This is a genomic window from Caldovatus sediminis (assembly GCF_014644455.1).
Taxonomy (GTDB): domain Bacteria; phylum Pseudomonadota; class Alphaproteobacteria; order Acetobacterales; family Acetobacteraceae; genus Caldovatus; species Caldovatus sediminis.
Genome location: NZ_BMKS01000024.1, coordinates 1 through 25,421, shown reverse-complemented (window position 1 = coordinate 25,421; position 25,421 = coordinate 1). Strand labels below are relative to the sequence as shown.

General features: G+C 75.2%; 25 protein-coding genes. 21 read left to right on the top strand and 4 right to left on the bottom strand.

The annotated features are described in order from the left end of the window. Positions 1–25 precede the first annotated feature (25 nt). The 8 genes from IEX99_RS21285 (at position 26) to IEX99_RS21250 (ending at position 8,838) form a co-directional block, all read left to right on the top strand. Entirely contained in the window at positions 26–1,561 is a 1,536-nt protein-coding gene (locus IEX99_RS21285; protein WP_188904063.1) for a TolC family outer membrane protein, read from the top strand. Continuing rightward, positions 1,558–2,154: a DUF2497 domain-containing protein gene (locus IEX99_RS21280; protein WP_229678198.1), complete on the top strand. Its 597-nt coding sequence runs from the start codon at positions 1,558–1,560 to the stop codon at positions 2,152–2,154. Before IEX99_RS21285 ends, IEX99_RS21280 begins: the two co-directional genes overlap by 4 nt. 73 nt (positions 2,155–2,227) lie before the next feature. Next, on the top strand, positions 2,228–4,963 hold the full coding sequence (locus IEX99_RS21275) for a valine--tRNA ligase (RefSeq protein WP_373285241.1): 2,736 nt from the start codon (positions 2,228–2,230) through the stop codon (positions 4,961–4,963). A gap of 162 nt (positions 4,964–5,125) precedes the next feature. Beyond that, the gene (gene ilvD / locus IEX99_RS21270) at positions 5,126–6,853 is read left to right on the top strand and encodes a dihydroxy-acid dehydratase (RefSeq protein WP_188904060.1); all 1,728 of its coding nucleotides are present in this window, start codon (positions 5,126–5,128) and stop codon (positions 6,851–6,853) included. 28 nt (positions 6,854–6,881) lie between these two features. After that, complete coding sequence (locus tag IEX99_RS21265) at positions 6,882–7,373, top strand: hypothetical protein (protein ID WP_188904058.1); 492 nt, start codon at positions 6,882–6,884, stop codon at positions 7,371–7,373. A gap of 114 nt (positions 7,374–7,487) precedes the next feature. Further along, the gene (locus IEX99_RS21260; protein ID WP_188904102.1) at positions 7,488–7,778 is read left to right on the top strand and encodes a hypothetical protein; all 291 of its coding nucleotides are present in this window, start codon (positions 7,488–7,490) and stop codon (positions 7,776–7,778) included. 306 nt (positions 7,779–8,084) lie between these two features. Then, a complete protein-coding gene (locus tag IEX99_RS21255) occupies positions 8,085–8,330 on the top strand; it encodes a hypothetical protein (RefSeq protein ID WP_188904056.1) in 246 nt (81 codons plus the stop codon). A gap of 157 nt (positions 8,331–8,487) precedes the next feature. Next, a complete protein-coding gene (locus IEX99_RS21250) occupies positions 8,488–8,838 on the top strand; it encodes a YXWGXW repeat-containing protein (RefSeq protein ID WP_188904054.1) in 351 nt (116 codons plus the stop codon). Between the two features lie 358 nt (positions 8,839–9,196). On the opposite strand, the gene xth is transcribed toward IEX99_RS21250, so the two are convergent. Both xth and IEX99_RS21240 read right to left on the bottom strand, forming a co-directional pair. Continuing rightward, the gene (gene xth, locus IEX99_RS21245) at positions 9,197–9,967 is read right to left on the bottom strand and encodes an exodeoxyribonuclease III (RefSeq protein WP_188904096.1); all 771 of its coding nucleotides are present in this window, start codon (positions 9,965–9,967) and stop codon (positions 9,197–9,199) included. 51 nt (positions 9,968–10,018) lie between these two features. Beyond that, on the bottom strand, positions 10,019–10,375 hold the full coding sequence (locus IEX99_RS21240; RefSeq protein WP_188904052.1) for a HesB/IscA family protein: 357 nt from the start codon (positions 10,373–10,375) through the stop codon (positions 10,019–10,021). Between the two features lie 139 nt (positions 10,376–10,514). Here IEX99_RS21240 and IEX99_RS21235 point away from each other — a divergent pair, with 139 nt between their 5' ends. From IEX99_RS21235 to serS, 11 genes are all read left to right on the top strand, one after another. After that, positions 10,515–11,666, top strand: coding sequence for a deoxyguanosinetriphosphate triphosphohydrolase (locus tag IEX99_RS21235; protein ID WP_188904050.1), 1,152 nt, complete (start codon positions 10,515–10,517; stop codon positions 11,664–11,666). Between the two features lie 11 nt (positions 11,667–11,677). After that, positions 11,678–13,480 (top strand): arginine--tRNA ligase, encoded by a 1,803-nt coding sequence (argS, locus tag IEX99_RS21230; protein ID WP_188904049.1) that lies wholly within the window; start codon positions 11,678–11,680, stop codon positions 13,478–13,480. Then, complete coding sequence (locus IEX99_RS21225) at positions 13,477–14,256, top strand: SPOR domain-containing protein (RefSeq protein ID WP_188904047.1); 780 nt, start codon at positions 13,477–13,479, stop codon at positions 14,254–14,256. The genes argS and IEX99_RS21225 overlap by 4 nt, the downstream gene beginning before the upstream one ends. A gap of 17 nt (positions 14,257–14,273) precedes the next feature. Further along, positions 14,274–15,365 carry a beta-N-acetylhexosaminidase gene (gene nagZ / locus IEX99_RS21220; RefSeq protein WP_188904046.1) on the top strand — a complete coding sequence of 364 codons (1,092 nt, stop codon included), beginning with the start codon at positions 14,274–14,276 and terminating at the stop codon, positions 15,363–15,365. Continuing rightward, positions 15,362–16,084 carry a site-2 protease family protein gene (locus IEX99_RS21215; RefSeq protein WP_229678197.1) on the top strand — a complete coding sequence of 241 codons (723 nt, stop codon included), beginning with the start codon at positions 15,362–15,364 and terminating at the stop codon, positions 16,082–16,084. Before nagZ ends, IEX99_RS21215 begins: the two co-directional genes overlap by 4 nt. Beyond that, on the top strand, positions 16,081–16,878 hold the full coding sequence (locus IEX99_RS21210) for a segregation and condensation protein A (protein ID WP_188904044.1): 798 nt from the start codon (positions 16,081–16,083) through the stop codon (positions 16,876–16,878). The genes IEX99_RS21215 and IEX99_RS21210 overlap by 4 nt, the downstream gene beginning before the upstream one ends. Positions 16,879–17,158: 280 nt before the next feature. After that, on the top strand, positions 17,159–17,695 hold the full coding sequence (gene scpB, locus IEX99_RS21205; RefSeq protein ID WP_268237529.1) for an SMC-Scp complex subunit ScpB: 537 nt from the start codon (positions 17,159–17,161) through the stop codon (positions 17,693–17,695). Further along, entirely contained in the window at positions 17,692–18,750 is a 1,059-nt protein-coding gene (locus IEX99_RS21200; RefSeq protein WP_188904042.1) for an ABC transporter ATP-binding protein, read from the top strand. The genes scpB and IEX99_RS21200 overlap by 4 nt, the downstream gene beginning before the upstream one ends. Before the next feature lie 90 nt (positions 18,751–18,840). Then, positions 18,841–19,509, top strand: coding sequence for a Sec-independent protein translocase protein TatB (gene tatB / locus IEX99_RS21195; protein WP_188904040.1), 669 nt, complete (start codon positions 18,841–18,843; stop codon positions 19,507–19,509). 69 nt (positions 19,510–19,578) lie between these two features. Continuing rightward, positions 19,579–20,337 (top strand): twin-arginine translocase subunit TatC, encoded by a 759-nt coding sequence (gene tatC, locus IEX99_RS21190; protein WP_188904090.1) that lies wholly within the window; start codon positions 19,579–19,581, stop codon positions 20,335–20,337. A gap of 11 nt (positions 20,338–20,348) precedes the next feature. Continuing rightward, on the top strand, positions 20,349–21,626 hold the full coding sequence (gene serS / locus IEX99_RS21185) for a serine--tRNA ligase (RefSeq protein WP_188904038.1): 1,278 nt from the start codon (positions 20,349–20,351) through the stop codon (positions 21,624–21,626). A 263-nt stretch (positions 21,627–21,889) separates the two neighbouring features. Here serS and IEX99_RS21180 read toward each other — a convergent pair whose 3' ends face one another. Together IEX99_RS21180 and IEX99_RS21175 are read right to left on the bottom strand one after the other, a co-directional pair. Further along, positions 21,890–22,720, bottom strand: coding sequence for a class I SAM-dependent methyltransferase (locus IEX99_RS21180; RefSeq protein ID WP_188904036.1), 831 nt, complete (start codon positions 22,718–22,720; stop codon positions 21,890–21,892). 53 nt (positions 22,721–22,773) lie between these two features. Beyond that, entirely contained in the window at positions 22,774–23,961 is a 1,188-nt protein-coding gene (locus tag IEX99_RS21175) for a multidrug effflux MFS transporter (protein ID WP_188904034.1), read from the bottom strand. Positions 23,962–24,337: 376 nt separating this feature from the next. Here IEX99_RS21175 and IEX99_RS21170 point away from each other — a divergent pair, with 376 nt between their 5' ends. Continuing rightward, positions 24,338–24,616, top strand: a complete 279-nt coding sequence (locus IEX99_RS21170; RefSeq protein WP_188904032.1) for a hypothetical protein — start codon at positions 24,338–24,340, stop codon at positions 24,614–24,616. 241 nt (positions 24,617–24,857) lie between these two features. Next, positions 24,858–25,208: a hypothetical protein gene (locus IEX99_RS21165; protein ID WP_188904030.1), complete on the top strand. Its 351-nt coding sequence runs from the start codon at positions 24,858–24,860 to the stop codon at positions 25,206–25,208. Positions 25,209–25,421: the final 213 nt, after the last annotated feature.

Genomic DNA, 25,421 nt, shown 5'->3' with positions numbered 1-25,421 from the left:
GGCGACGGAGGAGAGACACCACCGCATGCCGTGCCGCATCCGCAGCCGACTCCGCCGCGTCCTCGCCGCCGCGCCCGGCCGCATCGGCGGCGGGGCCGCCGCCGCGCTCGCGCTGCCGGCGCTCCTCGCCGCCGCCGTGCCGTCCGCCTCGGCGCAGACCCTGCAGGAGGCGATGGCGCACGCCTACGCGAACAACCCGACGCTGCTCGCCGCCCGCGCGCAGCTCCGCGCGGTGGACGAGAACGTGCCGCAGGCGCTGGCCGGCTGGCGGCCGACCGTCGTGCTCGCCGGCGCCGCCGGATACGCCGAGGCGACGGCGCGCACGCAGGCCGTCACGCCGGTCGCGCGCGACCGCTTCGGCAACGTCGTGGACCCGGGCGGCGTGCCGTTCTCGAACTACACCGACGTCAGCCGCAATACGCTGAACATGACCGCGACCGTCACCCAGCCGATCTTCCGCGGCGGCCGGACGGTCGCGGGCACGCGGCGGGCGGAGAACCAGGTGCTCGCCCAGCGCGCCCGCCTGCTCGCGACCGAGCAGCAGGTGCTGCTCGACGTGGTCGTCGCCTACGTCCGGGTGATCCGCTTCCAGGAGGAGGTCCGGCTCAACACCAACAACGAGCAGGTCCTCAGCCGCCAGCTCCAGGCAACCAACGAGCGGTTCCGGGTCGGCGAGATCACCCGCACGGACGTCGCCCAGGCCGAATCGCGGCTCGCCGGCGCCCGCGCCCTGCGCGCGCAGGCCGAGGGCGACCTGCAGACGGCCCGTGCCACCTTCCAGCGCCTGGTCGGTCTGGCACCGCAGCGCCTCGTCCCGCCGCAGCCCCTGACCACGCCGGTGCGCAGCCAGGTCGAGGCCGCCCAGCTCGCCGCCGTGAACAACCCCAACGTGGTCGCCGCGTTGTTCGACGAGGCGGCGGCGCGCGACCTGGTGGACGTGCAGTTCGCGAACCTGCTGCCGCAGGTTTCGGTGCAGGGCCAGGTGTTCCGGATCGACAACAACCTCCAGCGGGGCACCCGCACGACCGGCAGCCAGGTGACGGCGAACGTCTCCGTGCCGATCTACCAGGGCGGCGCCGAGCACGCCCTGGTCCGCCAGGCGCGCCAGCAGGCGCAGCAGGCGCGGCAACTCGTGGAGGACCGTCGGCGCGAGGCCACCCAGCAGGCCTCGCAGGCCTGGGAGACCCTGATCAGCGCCCGTGCCCAGGTGGACGCTAACCGGGCCCAGATCCGTGCTGCGGAGATCGCCCTGGATGGCGTGCAGCGCGAGGCCATCGTCGGCTCCCGCACCACCCTCGACGTGCTGAACGCCGAGCAGGAACTGCTCAACGCCCGGGTCGCCCTGGTGCGCGCGCTGGCGGAGGTGGTCAACGGCTCGCACGCCCTGGCCGCGGCGGTCGGGCGGCACACGGCGCGCGACCTCGCCCTGCCGGTGCAGCTCTACGACATGGAGGCGTACTACCGGGAGGTGCGCAACCGCTGGTTCGGCACGGGCGACTACGCCGAGGCGGCCGAGGCGCGGCCGGCCGGCGGCGCGGCGACGGAGCGCCGCGCCCGGTGATCGGCGGACGCGACCCGAAGGGGCGCGCCGGGGGAATGGCCCCGCCGGACCCCAACATGGAGGACATCCTCGCCTCGATCCGGCGCATCCTGAACGAGGACGACGCCGGCGGGAGCGCGGCGGGGGCGGCCGCGTCATCCGTGCCGCCCGCCGGGGAGGCCGAGCCGCTGGCCCTGACCGAGGAGATGCTGGTCGAGGCGCCGCCGCCTGGGCGCGGCGCGACGGAGGCCGGTCCGGCCGAGCCCCGTGTCGCCCCCGGGCCGCCCGCTCCCGCGCCGATGGAGGCTCCTGCCATGGACGAATCCGCGCCGCGCGCCGATGCGCCGCCGCAGGCCGCCCCCGCGACGGACCGGCCGGAGCTGGTCGCGCCACAGGCCGCCGCCGCCGCCGCCGCCGCGGTCGGCTCCCTGCTGCGCGCCGTCGCCGCCGAGCGGAGCGCCGCGATCGCGCGCGGCGGGCCGACCCTCGAGGACGTGGTGCGCGAGGAGATCCGCCCGCTGCTCAAGGAATGGCTCGACCAGCACCTGCCGCCGCTGGTCGAGCGGCTGGTCCGCGCCGAGATCGAGCGGGTGGTCGGCCGCGCGCTGTCCTGAGCCGGCGGCGCGGGCGGCCGGCGCCCAGGCCGGCCCTTGACGGGGGGCGACCGGCGCGGAAGGGATGCGCGCCATGTCGGACCCCGTTGTGCACGCCTCGCCCCTGGGCCTGCTGCCCAGGACCTTCGACCCGAAGGCGGTCGAGACCCGGATCTACGAGGGCTGGGAACGCTCCGGCGCCTTCGCCGCCGATCCCGACAGCCCGGCGCGGCCCTTCACCATCATGATCCCGCCGCCGAACGTCACCGGCAGCCTGCACATGGGCCATGCGCTCGACAACACGCTGCAGGACATCCTGATCCGCTGGCGGCGCATGCAGGGGCGCGACGCGCTGTGGCAGCCGGGCACCGACCACGCCGGCATCGCGACGCAGATGGTGGTCGAGCGGCTGCTGGCGCAGGAGGGCCATCAGGACCGCCGCACGATGGGGCGGGAGGCGTTCCTCGCCCGCGTCTGGGAGTGGAAGGCGCAGTCGGGCGGCGCCATCACCCGCCAGCTCCGCCGGCTCGGCGCCTCGCTCGACTGGCCGCGCGAGCGCTTCACCATGGACGAGGGGCTCTCCGCCGCGGTGCGCGAGGTCTTCGTCACCCTCCACAAGCAGGGGCTGATCTACCGCGACAGGCGGCTGGTGAACTGGGACCCGCAGTTCCAGACCGCGATCTCCGACCTCGAGGTGGAGAGCCGGGAGGTGAGGGGCCACCTCTGGCACCTCCGCTACCCGATCGAGGGCGAGCCGGGGCGCTTCATCGTGGTCGCGACCACGCGGCCGGAGACGATGCTCGGCGACACCGCCGTCGCAGTGCACCCGGAGGACGCGCGCTACCGCGACCTGGTCGGCAGGCGCGCGGTGCTGCCGCTGGTCGGCCGGGCGATCCCGATCGTCGCCGACGAGCACTCGGACCCCGAGAAGGGCACCGGCGCGGTGAAGATCACGCCGGCGCACGACTTCAACGACTTCGCCGTGGGCAGGCGCCACGACCTGCCGATGCCGAGCGTGCTCGACGCCGAGGCGCGCGTCGTGCTCGACGAGATCGCGCCGGAGATGCGCGCGGTGGAGGGGGTGGCCGATCCGGAATTCCTGCGCGGCCTCGCCGGGAAGGACCGCTTCGCCGCGCGCCAGGCGATCGTCGCCGAGCTGGAGCGGCTCGGCCTGGTCGAGAAGGTGGAGCCGCACGTCCACCAGGTGCCGCACGGCGACCGCTCCGGCGTGCCGATCGAGCCGCGGCTGACCTGGCAGTGGTTCGTGGACGCCAAGACGCTGGCCAGGCCCGCGATCGAGGCGGTGGAGACCGGCCAGACCGTGTTCGTCCCGCGCCAGTGGGAGAACACCTTCTTCGCCTGGATGCGCGACATCCAGCCCTGGTGCGTCTCGCGCCAGCTCTGGTGGGGCCACCAGATCCCCGCCTGGTACGCGCCCGACGGCGAGGTCTTCGTCGAGCGCACCGAGGAGGAGGCGAAGGCCGCCGCGCGGGCGCATTTCGGCCGCGACGTCCCGCTCGCGCGCGACGAGGACGTGCTCGACACCTGGTTCTCCTCCGCGCTCTGGCCGTTCTCGACCCTGGGCTGGCCCGAGCGGACGAAGGAGCTCGCCCGCTACTACCCGACCGACGTGCTGGTGACGGGCTTCGACATCATCTTCTTCTGGGTCGCGCGGATGATGATGATGGGCCTGCACTTCATGGGCGAGGTGCCGTTCCGCACGGTCTGCATCCACGGCCTGGTGCGCGACGAGCGCGGGCAGAAGATGTCGAAGTCCAAGGGGAACGTGATGGACCCCCTGGAGCTGATAGACGAGTACGGGGCCGACGCGCTGCGCTTCACCATCGCCGCGCTCGCCGGGCCGGGGCGCGACATCAAGCTCGGGCGGAAGCGCGTGGAGGACCACCGGGCGTTCGGCACGAAGCTGTGGAACGCGGCGCGGTTCTGCCAGATGAACGGCGTCCGGCCCGATCCGCACTACGACCCCGCGAAGGCGACGGCGCCGCTGGCGCGCTGGATCCTGGACGCGTCCAACACTGCCGTGGCGGAGGCGAACGCGGCGCTGGAGGCGTTCCGCTTCGACGAATACGCCTCCGCCTGCTACCGCTTCGTCTGGCACACCTTCTGCGACTGGTTCGTGGAGTTCGCGAAGCCCGTGCTCAACGGGCCGGACGGGGCGGAGAAGGAGGAGGTGCGCGGCGCGGCGCAGCACGTGCTCGGCGTGATCCTGCGCCTGCTGCACCCGGTGATGCCCTTCATCACGGAGGAGCTGTGGGACCGGCTCGGCTACGGACCGGAGTGCAGCCTGATCCGGGCGGAATGGCCGCGGCCGGTAGAGGTCGAGGGGGCCGAGGAGGCGCGGCGCGAGCTCGACTGGGTGGTGAGGCTGATCTCCGAGGTGCGCGCGGTGCGCTCGGAGATGAACGTGCCGCCGAGCGTGACGGTGCCGCTGCTGCTGCAGGGCGCGCGCGCCGAGAGCCTGGAGCGCGCGCGGCGCTGGATCGAGGCGATCCGCCGCCTCGGCCGCGCGACCGAGGTGCGCGCCCTCGACGGCGCGCCGCCGAGGGGCGTGGCGCAGGCGGTGGTGGAGGAGGCGACGGTGATGCTGCCGCTCGCCGAGGTGATCGACCTCGGCGCGGAGCGCGCCCGGCTCGCGAAGGAGCGCGCCCGGGCGGCCGCCGAGGCGGAGAGGATCGCCGCCAAGCTCGGCAACGCCAGCTTCGTCAGCCGCGCGCCCGAGGAGGTGGTGGAGGAGAACCGCGAGCGGCTGGCCGCGGCGCAGGCGGAGATGGCGCGGCTCGACGCGGCGCTGGCGCGGATCGCGGGGTAGGCCGGAGCGCCGGGCGCCCCCACGCCTATCGCGCCCCCGGCGGGCCGGGACCGGCCCTCCCGGCGCCTCGATCCCGCGCCCGCCGGCGCGCGCCCGGACGCCTTGCCCGGCGCGCCGCCGCGCGCGAAGGTCTGCCCAAGATCCCTGCGGGGGACACCGCCGATGACGAGCCGCACGAAGTGGGACAAGTCGAGGCTCCCCAGCCGCCACGTCACCGTGGGGCCGGAGCGCGCGCCGCACCGCTCCTACTACTACGCGATGGGGCTGACCGAGGAGGAGATCGGCCAGCCCTTCGTCGGCGTCGCCACCTGCTGGAACGAGGCCGCGCCCTGCAACATCGCCCTCTCGCGCCAGGCCCAGTCGGTCAAGCAGGGCGTGAAGCAGGGGGGCGGCACGCCGCGCGAGTTCACCACCATCACCGTGACCGACGGCATCGCCATGGGCCACCAGGGCATGAAGTCGTCGCTCGTCTCGCGCGAGGTCATCGCCGACAGCGTGGAGCTGACGGTGCGCGGCCACTGCTACGACGCCCTCGTCGGCCTCGCCGGCTGCGACAAGTCGCTGCCCGGCATGATGATGGCGATGGTCCGCCTCAACATCCCCGCCGTGTTCATGTATGGCGGCTCGATCCTGCCCGGGAAGTTCCGCGGCAGGGACGTGACGGTGGTGGACGTGTTCGAGGCGGTCGGCCAGCACGCCGCCGGCAGGATGTCCGACGCCGACCTGCACGAGCTGGAATGCGTCGCCTGCCCGGGCGCCGGCGCCTGCGGCGGGCAGTTCACGGCGAACACCATGGCCACCGTCTCGGAGGCGATCGGCCTCGCGCTGCCCGGCTCCGCCGGCGCGCCGGCGCCCTACGAGGACCGCGACCGCTGGGCCGTGGAATCGGGCAGGGCGGTGATGGAGCTGATCCGCCGCAACCTCCGCCCGCGCGACATCGTCACCCGCAAGGCGCTGGAGAACGCCGCGGTCGTGGTCGGGGCCACCGGCGGCTCGACCAACGCCGCGCTCCACCTCCCCGCGATCGCGCACGAGGCCGGCATCCGCTTCACCCTCGACGACGTGGCGGAGATCATGCGGCGCACGCCCTACATCGCCGACCTCAAGCCGGCCGGGAGGTTCGTCGCCTTCGACGTGTACCGCGTCGGCGGCGTCCCGGTGATCATCAAGGCGCTGCTCGACGCCGGGCTGCTGCACGGCGACTGCCTGACGGTCACCGGGAAGACGCTCGCCGAGAACCACAGGGACGTCGTGTTCCCGTCCGACCAGGACGTGGTCCGCCCGGTCAGCCGCGCGATCTCCCCCACCGGCGGCGTCGTCGGGCTCAAGGGCAACCTCGCCCCGGAGGGCGCGATCGTGAAGGTCGCCGGCATGAAGACGCTGCGCTTCGAGGGCACCGCCCTCTGCTTCGACTGCGAGGAGGACGCCTTCAAGGCGGTCGAGGCCCGCGCCTACAAGCCGGGCGACGTCATCGTCATCCGCTACGAGGGGCCGAAGGGCGGGCCGGGCATGCGCGAGATGCTCGCCACCACCGCCGCCATCTACGGCCAGGGCATGGGCGAGCAGGTGGCGCTGATCACCGACGGCCGCTTCTCCGGCGCGACGCGCGGCTTCTGCGTCGGCCACATCGGGCCGGAGGCCGCGGTCGGCGGCCCGATCGCGCTGCTCCGCAACGGCGACCGCATCGTGATCGACGCCGAGAAGGGCACGATCGACGTGCTGCTCGACGAGGCCGAGCTCGCCCGCCGCCGCGCCGCCTGGACGCCGCGCAGGACGGACTACAACAGCGGCGCCCTCTGGAAGTACGCCCAGACCGTCGGCCCCGCCTGTCTCGGCGCGGTGACGCATCCGGGCGCGGCGGAGGAGACCCACGTCTACGCCGACCAGTGACGGCGCCGCCGCACCGCACGCCGCCGAGGTGCTGGAGATCCTCGGCGGCGGGGCGCGGGGCGCGCACCGCTTCGCCGCCTGGCCGAACCGCGCGGTGCCGGCCGGGGGTCCGGGCCTCTACACCGTCTGGCACGAGGACGGGCGCTTCCTCTATGTCGGCCTCGCCGGCGCCGGAGGCGGTGCCGGGGGGCTCTACGGCCGCCTGAAGAGCCACGCCTCCGGCCGGCGCGGCGGCGATCCGTTCTGCCTGCTCGTCGCCGATCGCCTCGTGCTGCCGCTGCTCTCGCGCGCCGAGATCGAGGGCATCGCCGCGGGCCGCATCCCCTTCGATGCGCTGCTGCGCGCCTACATCCGCCGGCGCCTGCTCTACCGGTTCGCGCCCATGGCCAGCGCCGGCGAGGCGCGCGGCCTCGAGGCGGCCCTGCGCCGTGGCGCCTGGCGACACGGTCCGCCGCTGCTGAACCCGGACCCCGTGGCGACGCCGACCGGTGCGGCCCCCTTCCGTCCCGGCCGAGAATGATAATCTGCGGATGCGGATCCTTGCGGTCCGCCTCATCACGCTGCACGCCCGCGCTGCCGGCATCGCGGCCGGTTCCGGGCGAGCGCGGCATCGCAGCGTCAGAAGGATAATGCCATGAGCGCGCGTTCCTCCGGGGCCTTGCTGCTGTGGATTGCCGGCCTGGGGCTCGGCGGCTGCGTCTACGCCGAGCCGGTGGTGGTCCCGCCGCCGGCCTATGTCGCGCCGCCGCCGGCCTATGTCGTACCGCCACCGCCCGTGGTCGTGCGGCCGCCGCCCCCTGTCGTCGTGCGACCGCCACCGCCGCCCGTCGTGGTCCGGCCCCCGCCCCCCGGCCGGGGCGTCTGGGTGCCCGGGCATTACGACTGGCGCGGGCGTTGGATCCCCGGGCATTGGCGCTGGCGATGAACCCTCTGAGCGCAGGAGGGCCGGCCGGGAGAAGGCCGGTCGCCTGATCCCCCTGCGCAGCCGGGGGCGCCGTCGCCGCCGAGCCGCGGCGGAGGGTTCCGTCCGGCCGGGTCGTCGCCCCCCGCACGGCGTGGCGGGATCGGCAGCGCTTGCCCTCGCGCCGCCATCGTGCCGCCGCGCTCCCGCCCTGCCGCCCTGGCATGCGCAAAGGCGTGCCTCCTCGGCCCGGGTCGCTCGCCGACACGCGTCGCGGCGCCGGTCGGGTCCGCCGGCATCCCGGCCGAGGAGAAGAGGAGGTCGGCGCCGATGTCTGCCCTGCGTCGCGTCGTTTCCCTGACGGTGCTTGCCGCCGGACTCGCGGGTTGCGTGGTCTATCCGGACGGGACGATGGTGCCGCTCGCGGCGCCGCCCCCGACCGCCTCGGTCGTGGTCGGCGTCGGGCCGACATGGGGAGGGTACGGCCACTACTACCGCCGCTGGTGGGGCGGCCATCACCACCCTTGGCACGGCTACTACGGACCGCTTCTCCCTCATGGGTGGCGCCGCTGGTAGCCAGGCGAGGCCGGCCTGACGCGGCGACACCGTTGCGGCGGCAACCCGATCCGCGGCGCCGCGTTGCGCAGGGCGCATCCGTCCGGGCGCCCGCCGGGCCCGCGTCGCGTCCGAGGCACGCCGACGATTCGAGCAATCATCAACAGGAGGGCCAGACATGTCGCTCCCCCCCAGGCTCACGGATTCCCTCTCCCGGCGCCGGTTCGCCGGGATCCTGCTGTGGGCGGCCGTGCTGCCGACGGGCGCGCTGCTGGCCGCCACCGGCGCGGCGACCGCGCAGCCGGGCTTCTACCCGCCGCCGCTGCCGCCGCCGCGGCCGGATCGCCCATTCGGCCGTCCCCCGAGCCGGCTCCATGTCTGGCGGCCGGGACACTGGCGCTGGACCGGCCGCGGCTATGTCTGGGTCCCCGGACGATGGGTCACCCGCCCGCCGCGCCGCGGCTGGCGCCACGGGTACTGGGTGCAGCGCGGCGGGCGCTGGATCTGGGTCGAGCCGGGCTGGTACTGACCGGCGGCGCCTCGGGGATGCGGACGCGTCCCCCTGCGTCACGCACGGTCACCGCGCGGCGCGCCGCGATGGACCGCTTCGGCGGTTATGGGCGCGCATCGGTTCCCATCGGGGAGCGCCCGGTGCGTGACGCCTTCTCCCCGATCCACGGCCTTTGGCCCCGCCGCCTGCACCTATGTCGAATATGTCGAACGGCCCCCCGTCGGCGACGGTGGTCACGCCCCCGCCCCAGCAGCCGACCGTCGTGGCGCCGCCGCCGACGGTGACGGTGCGCCCGAGCCGCTGAGCCGACGGACGGCGAGGCGGGCGCCCCATTCCTCCCCGGCGCGCCCGCGGCGCGGGAGGGCCGCGGCCGGCGTCAGCGCAGGGTGCACCAGACCGGAGCGTGGTCGCTCGGCTGCGGCTCGACCCGCGGCGCGATGTCCACGCCGCAGCCGGAGAGCCGCTCGGCGAGGTCCGGGCTCAGCAGGATGTGGTCGATGCGCAGGCCGCGGTTCTCCTCGAAGGCGGGACCGTAGTCCCAGTAGGTGTAGAGCCGGTCGTGCGGATGCAGGGCGCGCAGCGCGTCGGTCAGGCCGAGGTGCAGCAGCGCCCGGAAGCGCGCCCGCACTTCCGGACTGACCAGCGCGTCGGTCGGCGGCAGGGCGCCCGGGGCGAGGTCCTCCCCGGTCGGGCAGACGTTGAAGTCGCCGAGGAGCGCGAAGGGCAGGAAGGCGTCGAGCCGCGCCTCGGCGAGGTCGATCAGCCGGTCCATCCAGCGCAGCTTGTAGGCGAAGCCTTCCGCGCCGCCGGAATTGCCGTTGGGCAGGTAGACGCCGCCCGCGCGGAGCCCGCCCTCGGTCTCCACTTCGAGGTAGCGCGCCTGGCCGTCCTCCGGCTCGCCCGGCAGCGCCTCCGCCACCACCTCGAAGGGGATGCGGCCGAGGAGGGCGACGCCGTTGCGGCCGCCCGGCTGGCCGACGGCATGGACGCGGTAGCCGAGCGCCTCGAACTCCAGCCGCGGGAACTCCTCCGCCCGGCAGCGGGTCTCCTGGAGGAACAGCAGGTCGGGCCGCTGGCGCTCGAGGAAGCGGCGGACATGCGCGGCGCGCTGGCGCACCGAGTTCACGTTGAAGCTGGCGAGCCGCAGGCGTGGCGGCGGCGCCCCCGGCCCCCCCCCGTCCATTCCCCGGGCGTGCCTTCAGCCGAGGCTGAACGAGGCGCCGCAGCCGCAGCCGCTGGTCGCCTGCGGGTTCCTCACGGCGAAATGCGCGCCGATCAGCTCCTCCTGCCAGTCGAGCTCGGAGCCGGCGAGCAGGTCGAGCGAGACCGGGTCCACGAACACCCGGGCGGGGCCGGCCTCGACCACTAGGTCGTCGGGCTGCGGCGCGTCCTCCAGCTCGAAAGTGTACTGGAAGCCGCTGCAGCCGCCGGCGACGACCGCGAGGCGCAGCCCGGCCCCGGGCCGGCCCTCGCGGGCCGCGATCGCGGCGATCTGGGCGCCGGCGCGGTCGGTGACGCGGAACGCGGCGGGGGTGGCGGCGGTGCCGTCGGGCATCGGGTCGGATCTCCTCGGGCGGAAAGATAGGCGGGGCAGGGGGTGGATTCCAATCGCCGGGGAGCGCCGGCGCACAGCCGGCCGGCCGCGCGCCGGCGAGTTGCGACGCTCTTCCCCCGATGCTAGGGGCCGCGCCGCAATGCGCCTCGCTCCCTACGCGGTCAGGCCGGAGACCTCGCGCGGGCGACTCCATCCGGAGGCCGGCGGCGACTCGCGCTCGCCCTTCCAGCGCGACAGGGATCGCATCATCCATTCCACCGCGTTCCGGCGACTGCAGTACAAGACGCAGGTGTTCGTCTTCCACGAGGGCGACCATTTCCGCACCCGCCTGACGCACTCGATCGAGGTGGCGCAGATCGCCCGCTCGCTGGCGCGCGCCCTGTCGCTCGACGAGGACCTCGCGGAGGCGCTCGCGCTCGCCCACGATCTCGGCCATCCGCCCTTCGGCCATGCCGGGGAGGAGGCGCTGAACGCCGCGATGAAGCCCTACGGCGGCTTCGACCACAACGCGCAGAGCCTCAAGGTCGTCACCGCGCTGGAGACGCGCTACGCCGGCTTCGACGGGCTGAACTTGACCTGGGAGACGCTGGAGGGCCTGGCGAAGCACAACGGCCCGCTGCGCCGCCCGCCGCCCTACATCGCCGAGTACGACCGGCGGCACCCGCTCGAGCTCGGCACCCATGCGAGCGCGGAGGCGCAGGCCGCGGCGCTGGCCGACGACATCGCCTACAACAACCACGACCTCGACGACGGGCTCCGGGCGCGGCTGTTCACGCTGGAGGAGGCGGCGGCGCTGCCGCTGGTCGGCGAGGCGCTGGAGGAGGCGCGGGCCGATGCGGGGCCGCGCGCGCCGCCCGACCGCCTCGCGAGCGAGACGATCCGGCGGGTCATCAACCGCATGGTGCTCGACGCCGTCGCGGAATCGCGCCGGCGCCTCGCGGCGCTCGCGCCGCGCGACGCGGACGCGGTGCGGGCGGCGGAGCGGCCGGTGGTGGCGTTCTCCGACGCGATGGCGGCGGTGAACCAGGCGGTGCGGGACTTCCTGTTCCGGCGCATGTACCGCCACTGGCGGGTGAACCGCACCATGGCGAAGTCGAAGCGCGTCGTGCAGGTGCTGTTCAGCCTGCTGCACGGCGGGCCGCAGATGCTGCCCCCGGAGTGGCGCCGCCGCGCCGGCGAGGCGGGCAGCCCCGAGGCCGCGCGGGTGGTGTGCGACTACATCGCCGGCATGACCGACCGCTACGCGCTGGAGGAGCACCGGCGCATGACCGACCCGGACATCCCGGGCTGATTGGACATCGGATGACGACGCCCATCCCAGCCGCCGGCGCCGCCGCGCGCGAGAACATCTTCACCGGCATCCGCGACGCCGTCCTCGCGGCGCTCCGCGCGCTCCTCCCCGACCTGCCGGAGGAGGCGCTCGCGCGCGTGCAGGTCGAGCCGCCGCGCGACCCCGCGCATGGCGACATGGCGACCAACGCCGCGCTGGTGGCGGCGAAGCCGGCGCGGATGCCGCCGCCGCGGCTCGCCGCGCAGCTCGCCGAGCGGCTGGCCGCGCTGCCGGAGATCGCGGCCGCCGAGCCGGCCGGCCCCGGCTTCGTCAACCTGCGCCTGCGCGAGTCCTTCCTGCGGGCGCAGATCCCGGTGATCCTGCGCGCCGGCGAGTCCTACGGCGACTGCGACGTCGGCGCCGGCGTGCGCGCCGATGTCGAGTACGTCTCCGCCAACCCGACCGGGCCGATGCATGTCGGCCACTGCCGCGGCGCGGTGGTCGGCGACGCGCTGGCCAACCTGCTGATCAAGGCCGGCTGGCGCGTCACCAAGGAGTACTACGTCAACGACGCCGGGGCGCAGGTGCAGGCGCTCGCCTACGCCGCCTACTGGCGCTACCTGCAGGCGATCGGCACGCCGCTGACCGAGGACGAGTACGCCCAGCTCACCCCGGGCGGGCTGCAGTACCGCGGCGAGTACCTGGTCCCGGTGGGCGAGGCGCTGAAGGCCCGCTACGGCGCGGCGCTCGCCGACGAGGACGCGATGCCGGCCGGGCCGACGGTGTGGTTCGACATCGTGCGCGACTTCGCCGTGGACGCGATGATGGCGCAGATCCGCGATGACCTCGACGCGCTCGGCGTGCACCACGACGTCTTCGTCAGCGAGCGCGCGCTGGTCGAATCCGGCGCGCTGGAGCGGGCGGAGGCGCTGCTCGCGGCCAAGGGCCTGATCTACCGCGGCATCCTCGAACCGCCCAAGGGCAAGACCCCCGAGGACTGGGAGCCGCGCGAGCAGGAGCTGTTCCGCGCCACCCTGTTCGGCGACGAGGTGGACCGGCCGCTGCGCAAGTCCGACGGCTCCGGCACCTACTTCGCCAACGACATCGCCAACCACCTCGACAAGATCGAGCGCGGCCACCAGGCGCTGATCCACGTCTGGGGCGCCGACCACGGCGGCTACGTCAAGCGCATGCAGGCGGCGGTGCAGGCGCTCTCCGACGGCAGGGCGACGCTCGAGGTGGTGCTGACGCAGATCGTCCACGTGGTGAAGGGCGGCCAGCCCGTGCGCATGTCGAAGCGCGCCGGCACCTACGTCACGCTGCGCGACCTGATCGAGGAGGTCGGCAAGGACGCGGTGCGCTTCACCATGCTGACGCGCAAGGCCGACGCGCAGATGGAGTTCGACCTCGACAAGGTGGTCGAGCAGTCGCGCGACAATCCCGTGTTCTACGTCCAGTACGCGCACGCGCGCTGCCGCTCGGTGCTGCGCCAGGCGGGCGATCCGCCCCCGGCGGCGCTGGCGGAGGCGCCGCTCGATCGCCTGACCGATGCGTCCGAGCTCGCCCTGGTCCGGCGGCTGGTGTCCTGGCCGCGGGTGGTGGAGGCCGCCGCCGTGGCGCGGGAGCCACACCGGATCGCCTTTTTTCTCCATGACTTGGCAGGCGACTTTCATGTATTGTGGAACAGGGGGCGTGACGACTCGACGTTGCGCTTCCTGCGGGCGGATGAGCCGGAGGCGACGCGGGCGCGCCTGGCGCTGGTGGCGGCCACGGCGGGGGTCATCCGCTCCGGCCTCGCGGTGATGGGGGTGACGCCGGTCGAGGAGATGCGGTGAGCGACGCGATCGTTCCGTCCTATCGCGTCCGTCCGCCGGAGGACGGACTGTCCTGGCGCCTGCTGGCGATCGCCGGCGGGGTCGCGGCGGTCTTGGCGCTGGGCGCCGCGGCCTGGTGGGGCGCGTCGCGCCTGGGGCTCGGGGGGCCGCGCGGGGTGCCGGTGATCGAGCCCGATCCGCGGCCGGTGAAGGTCCGGCCGCAGGACCCCGGCGGGCTGCGCGTCGCCTATCAGGACGAGTTCATCTTCGACCGCAACGCGCGCGAGCGCGCCCTGCCGCCCGAGGACGCGCAACTGGCGCCGGGGCCGGAACGGCCGGCGCTCGAGCGGTTGCGCGCGCAGATCGCGCCGCCGCCGGCGGTGATGGCGCCCGTCGCGGCGCCCGGGCCGGCCGGCGCGGCCGGGGCCGAGCCGGGCCAGGCTGCGCCCCAGGCCGCATCGGCGCCCGGCCAGGCCGCCGCCGCGTCGGCGCCGGCCGCGGCGGAGGCGCCCGATTCGCCCGCCGCCTTCGCCCCGGTGGCCCATGGCCGCATCCAGGTCCAGCTCGGCGCCCTGGCCTCGGAAGAGCTGGCGCGCGCCGAATGGGAGCGGCTGGCGCGCCGGATGCCGGAGCTGCTCGCCGCCTTCCGCCCGCAGATCCTGCGTTTCGATCGCGGCGAGGGCGCGCCCCCCATGTGGCGCCTGCGCGTCGGCGGCTTCGCCGACGCCGCCACCGCCCGCGCCTTCTGCGAGCAGGCGCGCGGCCGCGGCGCCGCCTGCGCCGTGATCGGCGGCTAGTCCGGGAGGCCCCGACGATGCGTGCCCCGCCCGCGCCCCGCGCCGCCATCGTCGGCATCGCCGGCCCGACGCTGACCGACGAGGAGATCCTGCTGTTCCGCCGCACGCCGCCGCTCGGCGTGATCCTGTTCGCGCGCAACATCCAGGACCCGCCCCAGCTCGCCGCCCTGACCGCGAAGCTCCGGGAGCTGCTCGGCCCCGAGACGCCGATCCTGGTGGACCAGGAGGGCGGCCGGGTGGCGCGGCTGCGCCCGCCGCACTGGCTCGCCTACCCGCCCGCCGCGGCCTTCGAGCGGGCGCCGGCGGCGGTGGTGCGGGCCAACGCCTCGCTGATCGGGCTCGACTGCGCCGCGTCGGGCATAGACGTGGTCTGCGGCCCGGTGCTCGACCTGCGCCTGCCGGACGCGCACGGCGTGATCGGCGACCGCGCCTTCTCCGCCGACCCGGCGGAGGTGGTGCGGCTCGGCCGCGCCTTCGCCGCCGGGCTGCGCGCCGCCGGCTGCACCCCGGTGCTCAAGCACATCCCCGGCCACGGCCGGGCCCTCGCGGACAGCCATCACGAGCTGCCCTGCGTCGGCGTCGACCGCGGCACCCTCGCCGACGACCTGCTGCCCTTCGCCGCGCTCGCCGAATCGCCCGGCGTCTGGGCGATGACGGCGCACATCCTCTACCCGGCGATTGATGCCGAGCGCTGCGCGACCCTCTCGCCCCGCGTCATCCAGCAGGTGATCCGCGGCGAGATCGGCTTCCACGGCGTGCTGATCAGCGACGACCTCGCCATGGGCGCGCTCTCCGGCGCGCCGGCGGAGCTGGCGCGGGCGGCGCTGGCGGCCGGCTGCGACATCGCCCTGCACTGCACCGGGCGCCTGGCGGAGACGGCCGCGGTGCTGTCGGCCTGCCCCACGGTCAGCGACGCCGCCGCCGAGCGCCTCGCCGCCTCGCGCGAGGCGGTGGCCGAGGCGTCGCGGATGCGGCTCGATCCGGTGGTGCTGCGATCGCTGCGCGACGGCTGGCTCGCCGCGCCAGTGCCGATCGCCGCGGCCCTCGCCGCCGGCGCCGGGCGCGACACCCATGCGGACCCGCCCACCCATGCGGACCCCACCGCGTGATCCTGCCGGAATGGCTCTCCGGCCTCGCCGTCGCGGTGACGGCGGCGGCGTTGGCGATCACCCTGCACGAGGCGGCGCACGGCTACGCGGCCCTCGCGCTCGGCGACGACACGGCGAAGCGGGCGGGACGGCTCAGCCTGAACCCGATCCGCCACGTCGATGCCCTGGGCACGGTCGTGGTGCCCGGGGTGCTGGTCCTCGGCCAGCTGCTCACCACGGGCGCGGTGAACTTCGTCTTCGGCTGGGCGAAGCCGGTGCCGGTTGACATCACGCGGCTGCGCCACCCGCGCGGCGGCATGGCGCTCGTCGCCGCGGCGGGGCCGGGGATGAACTTCCTGCTCGTGCTGCTCGCCTTCCTGTTCGGGCGGGCGACCGGGCTGCTGCCGCTCGTCCCGGCCGCGGACCTGCCGGGCTGGGCGCCCGAGGCGGTGCTCGACTTCCTGGTCCTGTTCGTCATCGCGAACGTGGTCCTCGGCCTGTTCAATCTGATCCCGATCCCGCCGCTCGACGGCAGCCGCATCGTCGCCTGGGCGATGCCGCCCGCCCTGGCGATCCGCTACCTCATGCTGGAGCGGGCCGGGCTGCTGGTCGTGCTGATCGTCTTCTTCCTGCTGCCGCAGGCGGTCGAGGGCTTCGATCCGCTGGGCTGGTTCCTGCGCAACCTCGCCGGCCCGGTCCTGCGGCTCGCCTTGCTGCCGCCGGCTCCGGGAATGCCATGACTACGGCCGAGCCCGGGGCCGCCGCGCCGCCTGTCCTCCACCTGCGGCTCGACGGCTTCGAGGGGCCGCTCGACCTGCTGCTGGAGCTGGCGCGGGCGCAGAAGGTGGACATCGCGCGGATCTCGATCGTCGCGCTGGTGGACCAGTACCTTGCGGTGCTCGAGGCGGCGCGCGGCCTCAGGCTGGAGCTCGCCGCCGACTGGCTGGTGATGGCGGCCTGGCTCGCCTGGCTGAAGTCCCGCCTGCTGCTGCCGCCCGAGGAGGCGGCGCAGGGCGACGAGGACGCCGAGGCCCTGGCCGGTGCCCTCGCCGACCGCCTGGCCGCGCTCGAGGCGATCCGCGCCGCGGCGCGCTGGCTGAACGCGCGGCCGACCCTCGGCAAGGACGTCTTCGCGCGCGGCGCGCCGGAATCGCTGCGGGTGGAGGACCGTTCGGGCATCGCGACCGACCTGCCCGCGCTGCTGCAGGCCTATGTCGCGGCGCGGCGGCGCGCGGCGGCGAAGCGGCCCTACCGGCCGAAGCCGCGCCGGCTGTGGTCCGTGCAGGAGGCGCTGGCGCGGCTCTCCCGCCTGCTCGGCGAGATGCCGTCGTGGGCGGTGCTGCACCGGTTCCTGCCGGAGGGGCTGCTGGACCCCGTCGAGCGACGCGCGGCCCTTGCCAGCACGCTCGTCGCAGGCTTGGAGATGGCCCGCGACGGCGGCGTCGAGCTGCGCCAGGAGCGGGCCTTCGGCCCGATCCTCCTGCGCGCCCGGCGCGCGGAGGAAGGGCAGGCACGGGATGTCCGAGCGGCGTGAGACGGAGGAGACGGCCGGCGTGCCGGCAGGGCCGGGCGCGGCGACGCCCGGCGCCCTCCCTGGTCCGGCATCCGGGGATTCCGCCGGAAGGTCGCGCCCGGACGGGCACGGCGCCGCGGCGCTCGACGGGACGCAGCAGCCCTGCGCCGACGCGGCGATGCGGCCATCCGGCGCCGGCGCGGAATCGCCCCTTGCCGCCGAGGCAGACAGCCCGGGCGGGAACGCGCCGGCCGCAGGCGCCCCGCCGCCCGATTCGGCTGCGGCCGAGGACGCGCTTCGCATCGCGGAGGCGGTGCTGTTCGCCTCCGACCGGCCGGTGCCGCCGGCACGGCTCCAGACCGTGCTGCCCGCGGGGACCGAGGTGGCCGCGGTCCTCGCCGGGCTCGCGGCGCGCTACGCCGGGCGCGGGGTGGAGCTGGTCGAGGTGGCCGGCGGCTTCGCCTTCCGCACCGCCGCCGACCTCGCCCCGCGCCTGACCAGGGTAGTGGAGGCCCCGCGCCGCCTGCCGCGGGCGGCGATGGAGGCGCTCGCCGTCATCGCCTACCACCAGCCCTGCACGCGCGGCGAGATCGAGGAGATCCGCGGCGCCTCCCTCGCCCAGGCGACGCTCGAGTCCCTGCTCGAGCTGGGGCTGATCGCCCCGCGCGGCAGGAAGGAGGTCCCGGGCCGCCCGACCCTGTGGGGCACGACGCCCCGCTTCCTCGAGCAGTTCGGGCTGAAGTCGCTCAAGGACCTGCCGCGGCGCGAGGAGCTGGTGGCACCCGAGCCGCCGTCCCTGCCGCTGCCCGGCGCTGCCTCGCCCTCCTCGCCGCCGTGACGCTGCGATTCACCGGCATCCGCCACGCCTATCCGGGGCGGGGCGAGGTTCTGCGCGGCATCGATCTCGAGGTCGCGCAGGGCGAGATCGTCTGCCTCCTCGGCCCTTCCGGCTGCGGCAAGACGACGCTGCTGCGTCTCGCCGCCGGGCTGGAGCCGCTGCAGGCCGGGCGGCTCGAACTCGGCGGGCGGGTGATCGCCGAGCCGGGCCGCGAGGTGCCGCCGGAGGAGCGGCATGTCGGCTTCGTCTTCCAGGACTACGCACTGTTCCCGCATCTGACCGTCGCCGAGAACATCGCCTTCGGCCTGCGCTTCGTGCCGAGGGGCGAGCGCTTCTGGCGGGTGATGGACGCGATCGCCCGGGTCGGCCTCGAGACCTACGAGAAGGCCTATCCGCACATGCTCTCCGGTGGGCAGCAGCAGCGGGTGGCGCTGGCGCGGGCGCTGGCGCCGCGGCCGACCGTGCTGCTGCTCGACGAGGCCTTCGCCTCCCTCGACGCGCGGCTGCGCGAGCAGGTGCGCGACGACACGCTGCACGTGCTGCAGACCGCCGGGATCGCGACGCTCCTCGTCACCCACGACGCCGAGGAGGCGATGTTCATGGGCGACCGCATCGCCCTGATGCGGGAGGGCGTGATCGTGCAGGCGGGCACGCCGAGCGAGCTCTATCTGCGCCCGGCGGACCGCTTCGTCGCGACCTTCCTCGGCGAGGTGAATCGCCTGCCGTCGCACGTGGCGGCGGGCGTCGCCCGCACGCCGCTCGGCCCGGTGCCGGCGCCGGGCTTCGCCGAGGGCGCGGCGGTCGAGGTGCTGGTTCGGCCCGAGGGGATCCGGCTCTCGCCGTCGTCCGGCCTGGTGGCGACGGCGGAGGTGGAGGCCTTCCGGCTGCTCGGCGCCACCAGCCTGGTCCACCTGACCCTGCCGGACGGCGCGACCGGCGGGCCGATCCACCTGCACGCGCGGCTCGGGCCCGGCGCGGCGCTGGCGCGCGGGCAGAAGGTGGCGGTGGGCCTCGATCCCGAACGCGCCTTCGTCTTTCCGCCCGAGGATACCTAGATAGGGGCGACAAGGGCCGATTGGCGGGGTGGCGGCTTCCTGCTAACGGGAGCCGGGCCGCCCCTCCTCGGGGGCTTTCGCAGGGACAGCATGTTCGACCTCGCCTGGTCCGAGATCGTGTTGATCGCCGTGGTGGCGCTGGTCGTCATCGGGCCGAAGGACCTGCCCGGGGCGATCCGCGGCCTCGCCCAGGGGATCCAGAAGCTTCGCCGCATGGCCGGCGAGTTCCAGACCCACGTGGACGAGATGGTCCGCGAGGCGAAGCTCGACGAGGTGCGGGACCAGATCAACCAGATCCGCAACTTCGACCTCAAGGGCGAGATCGAGAGGGCGGTGGACGCCGACGGCACGATCCGCAGGACCTTCGAGGAGGACCCGTTCCGCCCGGGCACGGCCGCGACCTACGGGCCGCCGGTACCCGAGCCGCCCGCCGCCTCCGGCGAGGCGCCGACGGGGGCGATCGCCGACACCTTCGGCCCGCCCGGCGCCGCGGCGGAGCCCGCCGGACCGCCGCCGCCCCCGCCGGGGCCGCCGGCCTTCATCCCGCCCGAGGTGGTGCGCGCCGCCGAGGCCGCGAAGGCGGCCGCCCCTTCCGCGACACCGCCCGACGCCGCGACCGGGGAGGACCCGGCGCGATCCCTGGCGCCGCCCGCCCCGCCGCCGATGCCTGCGGCCGGCCTCCCGCCCGAGCCCGAGGCGACGCCCGCGTCGGGCGCGGCCGGCGAGCGGCAGCCACAGCACCATTCCAGCCCGATCTGAGGCGCCAGCGCCGTGCCGCGCGACGACATCAACCGCCCCGAAGAAGACGATCCCATCGACGACAAGCCGATGCCGTTGATGGACCACCTGCTGGAGCTGCGCCAGCGGCTCCTGTGGTCCCTCGCGGCGTTCGTGGTCGCCTTCCTCGCCTGCTACTACTTCTCGGCGCAGATCTACGGCTTCCTCGCCCGGCCGCTGGCGAACATCCTCGCCAGCGAGGGCGGCGGCGACCGCCGCATGATCTACACCGCGCTCTACGAGGCGTTCTTCACCTACCTGAAGGTCGCGTTCTTCGGCGCGGTGTTCTTCAGCTTCCCGGTGTGGGCGACGCAGCTCTGGCTGTTCATCGCGCCTGGGCTCTACCGGAGCGAGAAGCGGGCGCTCCGGCCGTTCCTGATCATGTCGCCGATCCTGTTCGTGATGGGGGCGGCGCTCGCCTACTACTTCATCTTCCCGCTCGCCTGGTCCTTCTTCATCAGCTTCGAGACGCCGGCGGGCGCGGGCGGCATCCCGATCCAGCTCGAGGCCAAGGTCAACGAGTACCTCGACCTGGTGATGGCGCTGATCCTCGCCTTCGGCGTCGCGTTCCAGCTTCCGGTGCTGCTGATCCTGCTGGTGCGCGTCGGCATCATGCAGGTCGAGACGCTGAAGAAGGGGCGGCGCTACGCGATCGTGGCGATGTTCGTGGCGGCGGCGATCCTGACGCCGCCCGACGTCATCAGCCAGGTCGGCCTGGCGCTGCCGATGATCCTGCTCTACGAGCTCTCGATCCTGTTCGCGACCTGGTCGGGCCGGAGGGGGGACGCGAAGGGCGGCAAGGCGGGCTAGGGCCTCACGCGATGCACGACATCCGGTTGGTGCGCGCCGACCCGGCGGCGTTCGACGCGGCGCTGGCACGGCGGGGGCTGCCGCCGGCCTCCGCCGCGATCCTCGCGCGCGACGAGGCGCGCCGCGCCGCGCTGACGGCGCTGCAGGAGAGGCAGGCGCGGCGCAACGCGCTCTCGCGCGAGATCGGCATCGCCAGGCGCCAGGGCGCCGACACCGCGGCGCAGGAGGCCGAGGCGGCGCGGCTGCGCGAGGAGATGGCGGCGCTGGAGGCCGAGGCCGCCGCTGCCGAGCGCGAGCAGACCGAGCTGCTGGAGGCGCTGCCCAACATCCTCGACCCCGACGTGCCCGACGGGGCCGACGAGGGCGCCAACAAGGTCCTCCACCAGCACGGCGAGCCGCGCGAATTCCCGTTCCCGCCGAGGCAGCACTTCGAGCTCGGCGAGGCGCTCGGCCTGATGGACTTCGCCGCCGCGGCGAAGCTCGCCGGCAGCCGCTTCGTCGTGCTCAGGGGCGCGCTGGCGCGGCTCGAGCGCGCGCTCGGCCAGTGGATGCTCGACCTGCACACGCGCGAGCACGGCTATGCCGAGTGCGCGGTGCCGCTGCTCGTCAACGACGCCGCGGTGTACGGCACCGGCCAGCTCCCGAAATTCGCCGAGGACCTGTTCCGCACCACGGACGGCCGGTGGCTGGTGCCGACCGCCGAGGTGCCGCTGACCAACCTCGTGCGCGAGGAGATCCTGCCCGAGGCGGTCCTGCCGCTCCGCCTCGCCGCGCTCACCCCCTGCTTCCGCTCGGAGGCGGGCGCGGCGGGGCGCGACACGCGCGGCATGCTGCGCCAGCACCAGTTCACCAAGGTCGAGCTGGTCTCCGTCACCACGCCCGAGGCCTCGGCCGAGGAGCAGGAGCGCATGACGCGCTGCGCGGAGCGCGTGCTGACCGGGCTCGGCCTCGCCTGGCGGCGCGTCGTGCTCTCCGCCGGCGACACGGGGTTCAGCGCCGCCAAGACCTACGACCTCGAGGTCTGGCTGCCGGGGCAGGGGGCATGGCGGGAGATCTCCTCCTGCTCGAACTGCCGCGACTTCCAGGCGCGGCGGATGAACGCGCGCTACCGGCCGAAGGACGGCAAGGGCACGGCCTTCGTGCACACGCTGAACGGCAGCGGCGTCGCCGTCGGGCGCGCGCTGATCGCGGTGATGGAGACCCACCAGCAGGCGGACGGCAGCATCCTCGTCCCGGAGGTGCTGCGGCCCTGGATGGGGGGCGTGACGGAGATCCGGCCGGGCGCGTGACCGGGCCGACCGGCGCGCCGGGCGGGGCGTGCCGGTCCACGGGCCCGGGCGGACCCCGGCCGCGCATGGCGCGGGCACCGCGGGCGAGGCGCGCGGCGGGCCCGGCCAGGTGCCGGGGCCGCTCGCGCCGGGCGGCGTCCTGCGCGGCCGACGGGGCGGACCCGGCCGCGCAGGACTTGATGGCCATCGCCGCCGCGCCGATCGGCCGGAACCTCGTCTTCGCCGCCTGAGGCGGACCCGGGGCTTGCGCCGGCGGCGGCGCCTCACCCCGCCGCCGGCGGCCTGCGCCCGCTGCCGACCAGGAAGCCGATCGGGATCACCAGCCCCTCTCCCTCGCGGCGATAGGCGGCGGCGCGGCGCTCGAAGGCGGCGCGGATGCGGGCCTGCGTCTCCGGCGTCTGGCCGCGCAGCGTGGCGCCGGTGATGGCGAGTCCCTCCAGCCCGCCGCGCCAGAGCGTCTCGCTGTCCGGCACCGCGTGCGTCGTGGCGTGCGCCGCGAGCGTCACCTCCTGGAGCCCGGCGCCTTCGAGCAGCGCGCGGAAGGCGCCAGGGTCGCAGAAGCGCAGGGTGGAGTGGCGCGGCACCTCCGGCGGGGGCACGGCGCCGGCCTCGGCGAGCGCCTCGCGGAACAGCGCCTGCAGCCGCTGGCGCTCCGGCGCGTCCCACCAGGCGAAGGCGAGGCGCCCGCCGGGGGCGACGACGCGGGCGCACTCGGCGATCGCCGCCTCGGGGTGCGGGAAGTGCCCGAGGCCGAAGCTGCACACCAGCGCGTCGAAGCTCGCCGCCGGGAAGGGCAGGGCCTCGACGTCGGCGACGCGGAAGGCGATGCCCGGATGCCGCGCGGCGGCGAGCGCGACCATGCGCGGCGCCAGGTCCACCCCCGCCGCCCGCGCCCCGCGCGCCGCCGCCGCTGCCGCGACATGGCCCGGCCCGGAGGCGACGTCGAGCACCCGCATCCCCGGCCCGACCCCGGCGGCGTCGAGCAGCGCCGGCGTGGCGAGGGCGGTGACGGGGGCGAAGAACTCGGCGTAGCGCTCCGCCGCGCGGTCGTGCGCGGCGCGTTCGAAGCTGCGCAGCCGTTCCGCCTCGTCCATCCTGCGATCCCCCTGCCGTGCGCCGGCCAGCATGGCGCGGCGCCGCGCGCCTGTCAGCCGCGGCCGCCGCCCGAGAGCGGGGGCCGGAAGCGGTCCGCCACCGCCGCGCCGAGGATGCCCGCGAGCATCAGCAGCACCATCGGCAGCGGCGTCCCGTCGCCGACCAGCCCGGCGAGCGCCCCGGCGGTGGCGGCGAGGGTGAACTGCAGCGCGCCCATCAGGGCGGAGGCCGTGCCGGCATGCGCCGCATGCCGCGACAGCGCCCCGACCGCGGCGTTCGGCATCACCAGCCCGCCGCAGGCCATGGTCGCCGCGATCAGCGCGACGACGGCCGCGAGCCCCCCGGTCCCCGTCGCCGCGGCGGCGGCCAGCAGGGCGAGGCAGCCGAGGCTGGTCCGGTTCGCGGCCCGCATCACCCGGTCGGCGCCGAAGCGCGCGGCGAGCGGCGGGTTGGCCTGGGAGCCGGCGATGAAGCCCGCGGCGCCGAGGCCGAACAGCACGGCGAAGCCCTGCGGCGAGACCCCGAAATGGCCGATGAGGACCGGCGGCCCGCCGGCGATGAAGGCGAACAGCGCGAACATCGTGCCGCCGCCCATGAGGGCATGGGTGATGAAGGCGCGCTCCCGCGCCACCGCGGCGTAGCGCGCGGCGAGCTCGCCCGGCCCGAGGGCCACGCGGCGCGCGGGCGGCAGCGTCTCGGGCAGCTGCCGCCAGACCAGCAGGCCGGAGGAAAGGCCGTAGAACGCCAGGACCCAGAAGATCAGCCGCCAGTCGCCGAGCAGGAGGAGCAGGCCGCCGAGGCTCGGCGCGAGGATCGGCGCCGCGCCCATCACCAGGATCAGGCGCGCCATCATCCGCGCCGCGGCCAGCCCGTCGGCGAGGTCGCGGACCACTGCGCGCGGGATGACCATGCTCGCCGAGCCGCCGACCGCCTGGAGGAACCGGCAGAGGGTGAGGGTACCGAGGTCGGGGGCCAGGGCGCAGCCGAGCGAGGCGAGGGTGAAGAGGACCGCGCCGGCGATCAGCGGGCCGCGGCGCCCGAACCGGTCGGCGAGCGTGCCCTGGACGATCTGGCCGATCGCCAGCCCGGCGAACCAGGTGGCGAGGGTGGCCTGGGCGGCGCCCGTGCCGCCGGCGCCGAATGTCGCCTCGATGGCCGGGAAGGCCGGCAGGTACATGTCCGTCGCCAGCGGACCCAGCGCCGTGAGGTAGCCGAGCAGGAGCGGCAGCCAGCCCGGCACGGCGGAACCGGACGACGAGGGGGACGCGGTCCGGTCCGCCACCGGATCCGGGGCGCGGCGGGCCGGGGCGGCCGGCGGATCCGGGTCTCCTTGGGAAAGGTTCAACGGCCTGTGGTTCGCTCGTCTGCCGGCCGGCGGGCGCGGAGTGCGGCGGGATGCACGCTTCGGGCCGGCTCGGTCGGCGCTGCCCTGTAGCGCATGCCCCGCGGCCGCGCCACCCGGGCGTGAAATCGGCGTCAGCTGTGGCCTTCGGGGCAGGAGGACCGGAAGTCCCGGCTTTTGCGGGAAATGTTACGAAACCCTATCCAACGTCAGGTTGTATTGCCGGTAGGGAATAATCAATCTTTCGTCAGTCTTGCATCAGGAGAACCCTCCAATGGCCTACCCCCTGGTCCCCCCCGAGGCCGGCGTCGGGTTCGGGCGCCTCCGGCGACCCTCGCCCGAGGCCGAGATCCGCCGGGAGATCGGCCGCGTGCTCGGGACCCTTGCCGGCCAGCGCCGCGTCCGGCGCATCCGCCCGCCCACCGAGGCGGAGGTCGCGCACGCCGTGGCCGAGTTCCACGCCCGCGGCGGCAAGGTGACGGTGTGCCCGACCGCGCATGCCGTGCCGATCTGCAACGGCGCCGGGCGAGAGGCGCAGCGTTGGACCGTCTGACGGACCGGGCGGCCGGCGGGTCGCGGGCGGCGCCGAGGGACGAACCGAAGCGTCGCGCAGCCATCTCGGCGATTCGCCGCCGCCCCGGCCTCGGACACCGCCGGGACAGTCCACGCGGCGTCCGGTCTGCCGGCCGCCTTCGGTTCTTCGCTCGCTCCCCGGGCACTGGCGCCGACCCGCGGCGCCGTAACAGCGCGACGTCGGCGCCCGCGGCACGACCGGCGCAGGAGGAGATCCCGACATGGACACAGCGGCCAGGACGGCGCCGCCGGAGGCGCGGATCTCCATGATCGCGACCGCCTTCCGCTGGGCGACGCGACTCGCCGTGGCCAGCGCGGTCGGCGCCACCGTCACGCCGATCACGCTGGCCCCGGAGGGCTTCGCCGGCTGCGTGCCGCCCGAGGCAGAGACGGCGAGCCTTGCCTGTCTCGGAGATGCGGGCCTCGGCCTGGCGGCGGCGTTGGCGGGGCTCGCCGTGGCCTTCGCGGTCCTGAGCGCTCTGGTGCGGCGCTACCAGCGCCGCGTCGAGGACAGGTTGCTGGTCGTGGAAGTTCGCTCCGCCGCCGCACGGGGCCTCCGCGGCTCCGGGTGATCGGCACTGCTGCGACCGGGAGTTGCGGGCCCTAGGCCGCGTGGACAAACTGGCGTCTGGGGGGATTCCCAGCCGGGGGCGGAGGTGATTCCAAGCTGATCTCTGGGTAAGCGTTGCGCTGCGGTCCTTGTTCGCGGCGTGCGTCAGGCGTGATCTGTTTTCGCCCGGCGCCAGGGCATGAGATCGTCGATGCGGCTCTGCGGCCATCCTCCG

Coding starts and splice junctions, on each gene's coding strand:
- IEX99_RS21165 (WP_188904030.1), top strand. CDS start 24,858: ATGGACACAGCGGCCAGGACGGCGCCGCCGGAGGCGCGGATCTCCATG.
- ilvD (WP_188904060.1), top strand. CDS start 5,126: ATGACGAGCCGCACGAAGTGGGACAAGTCGAGGCTCCCCAGCCGCCAC.
- IEX99_RS21240 (WP_188904052.1), bottom strand. CDS start 10,375: ATGCCCGACGGCACCGCCGCCACCCCCGCCGCGTTCCGCGTCACCGAC.
- nagZ (WP_188904046.1), top strand. CDS start 14,274: ATGCGTGCCCCGCCCGCGCCCCGCGCCGCCATCGTCGGCATCGCCGGC.
- IEX99_RS21170 (WP_188904032.1), top strand. CDS start 24,338: ATGGCCTACCCCCTGGTCCCCCCCGAGGCCGGCGTCGGGTTCGGGCGC.
- IEX99_RS21180 (WP_188904036.1), bottom strand. CDS start 22,720: ATGGACGAGGCGGAACGGCTGCGCAGCTTCGAACGCGCCGCGCACGAC.
- IEX99_RS21255 (WP_188904056.1), top strand. CDS start 8,085: ATGTCTGCCCTGCGTCGCGTCGTTTCCCTGACGGTGCTTGCCGCCGGA.
- IEX99_RS21235 (WP_188904050.1), top strand. CDS start 10,515: ATGCGCCTCGCTCCCTACGCGGTCAGGCCGGAGACCTCGCGCGGGCGA.
- IEX99_RS21260 (WP_188904102.1), top strand. CDS start 7,488: ATGAGCGCGCGTTCCTCCGGGGCCTTGCTGCTGTGGATTGCCGGCCTG.
- IEX99_RS21210 (WP_188904044.1), top strand. CDS start 16,081: ATGACTACGGCCGAGCCCGGGGCCGCCGCGCCGCCTGTCCTCCACCTG.
- argS (WP_188904049.1), top strand. CDS start 11,678: ATGACGACGCCCATCCCAGCCGCCGGCGCCGCCGCGCGCGAGAACATC.
- IEX99_RS21275 (WP_373285241.1), top strand. CDS start 2,228: ATGTCGGACCCCGTTGTGCACGCCTCGCCCCTGGGCCTGCTGCCCAGG.
- tatC (WP_188904090.1), top strand. CDS start 19,579: ATGCCGTTGATGGACCACCTGCTGGAGCTGCGCCAGCGGCTCCTGTGG.
- IEX99_RS21285 (WP_188904063.1), top strand. CDS start 26: ATGCCGTGCCGCATCCGCAGCCGACTCCGCCGCGTCCTCGCCGCCGCG.
- tatB (WP_188904040.1), top strand. CDS start 18,841: ATGTTCGACCTCGCCTGGTCCGAGATCGTGTTGATCGCCGTGGTGGCG.
- IEX99_RS21250 (WP_188904054.1), top strand. CDS start 8,488: ATGTCGCTCCCCCCCAGGCTCACGGATTCCCTCTCCCGGCGCCGGTTC.
- serS (WP_188904038.1), top strand. CDS start 20,349: ATGCACGACATCCGGTTGGTGCGCGCCGACCCGGCGGCGTTCGACGCG.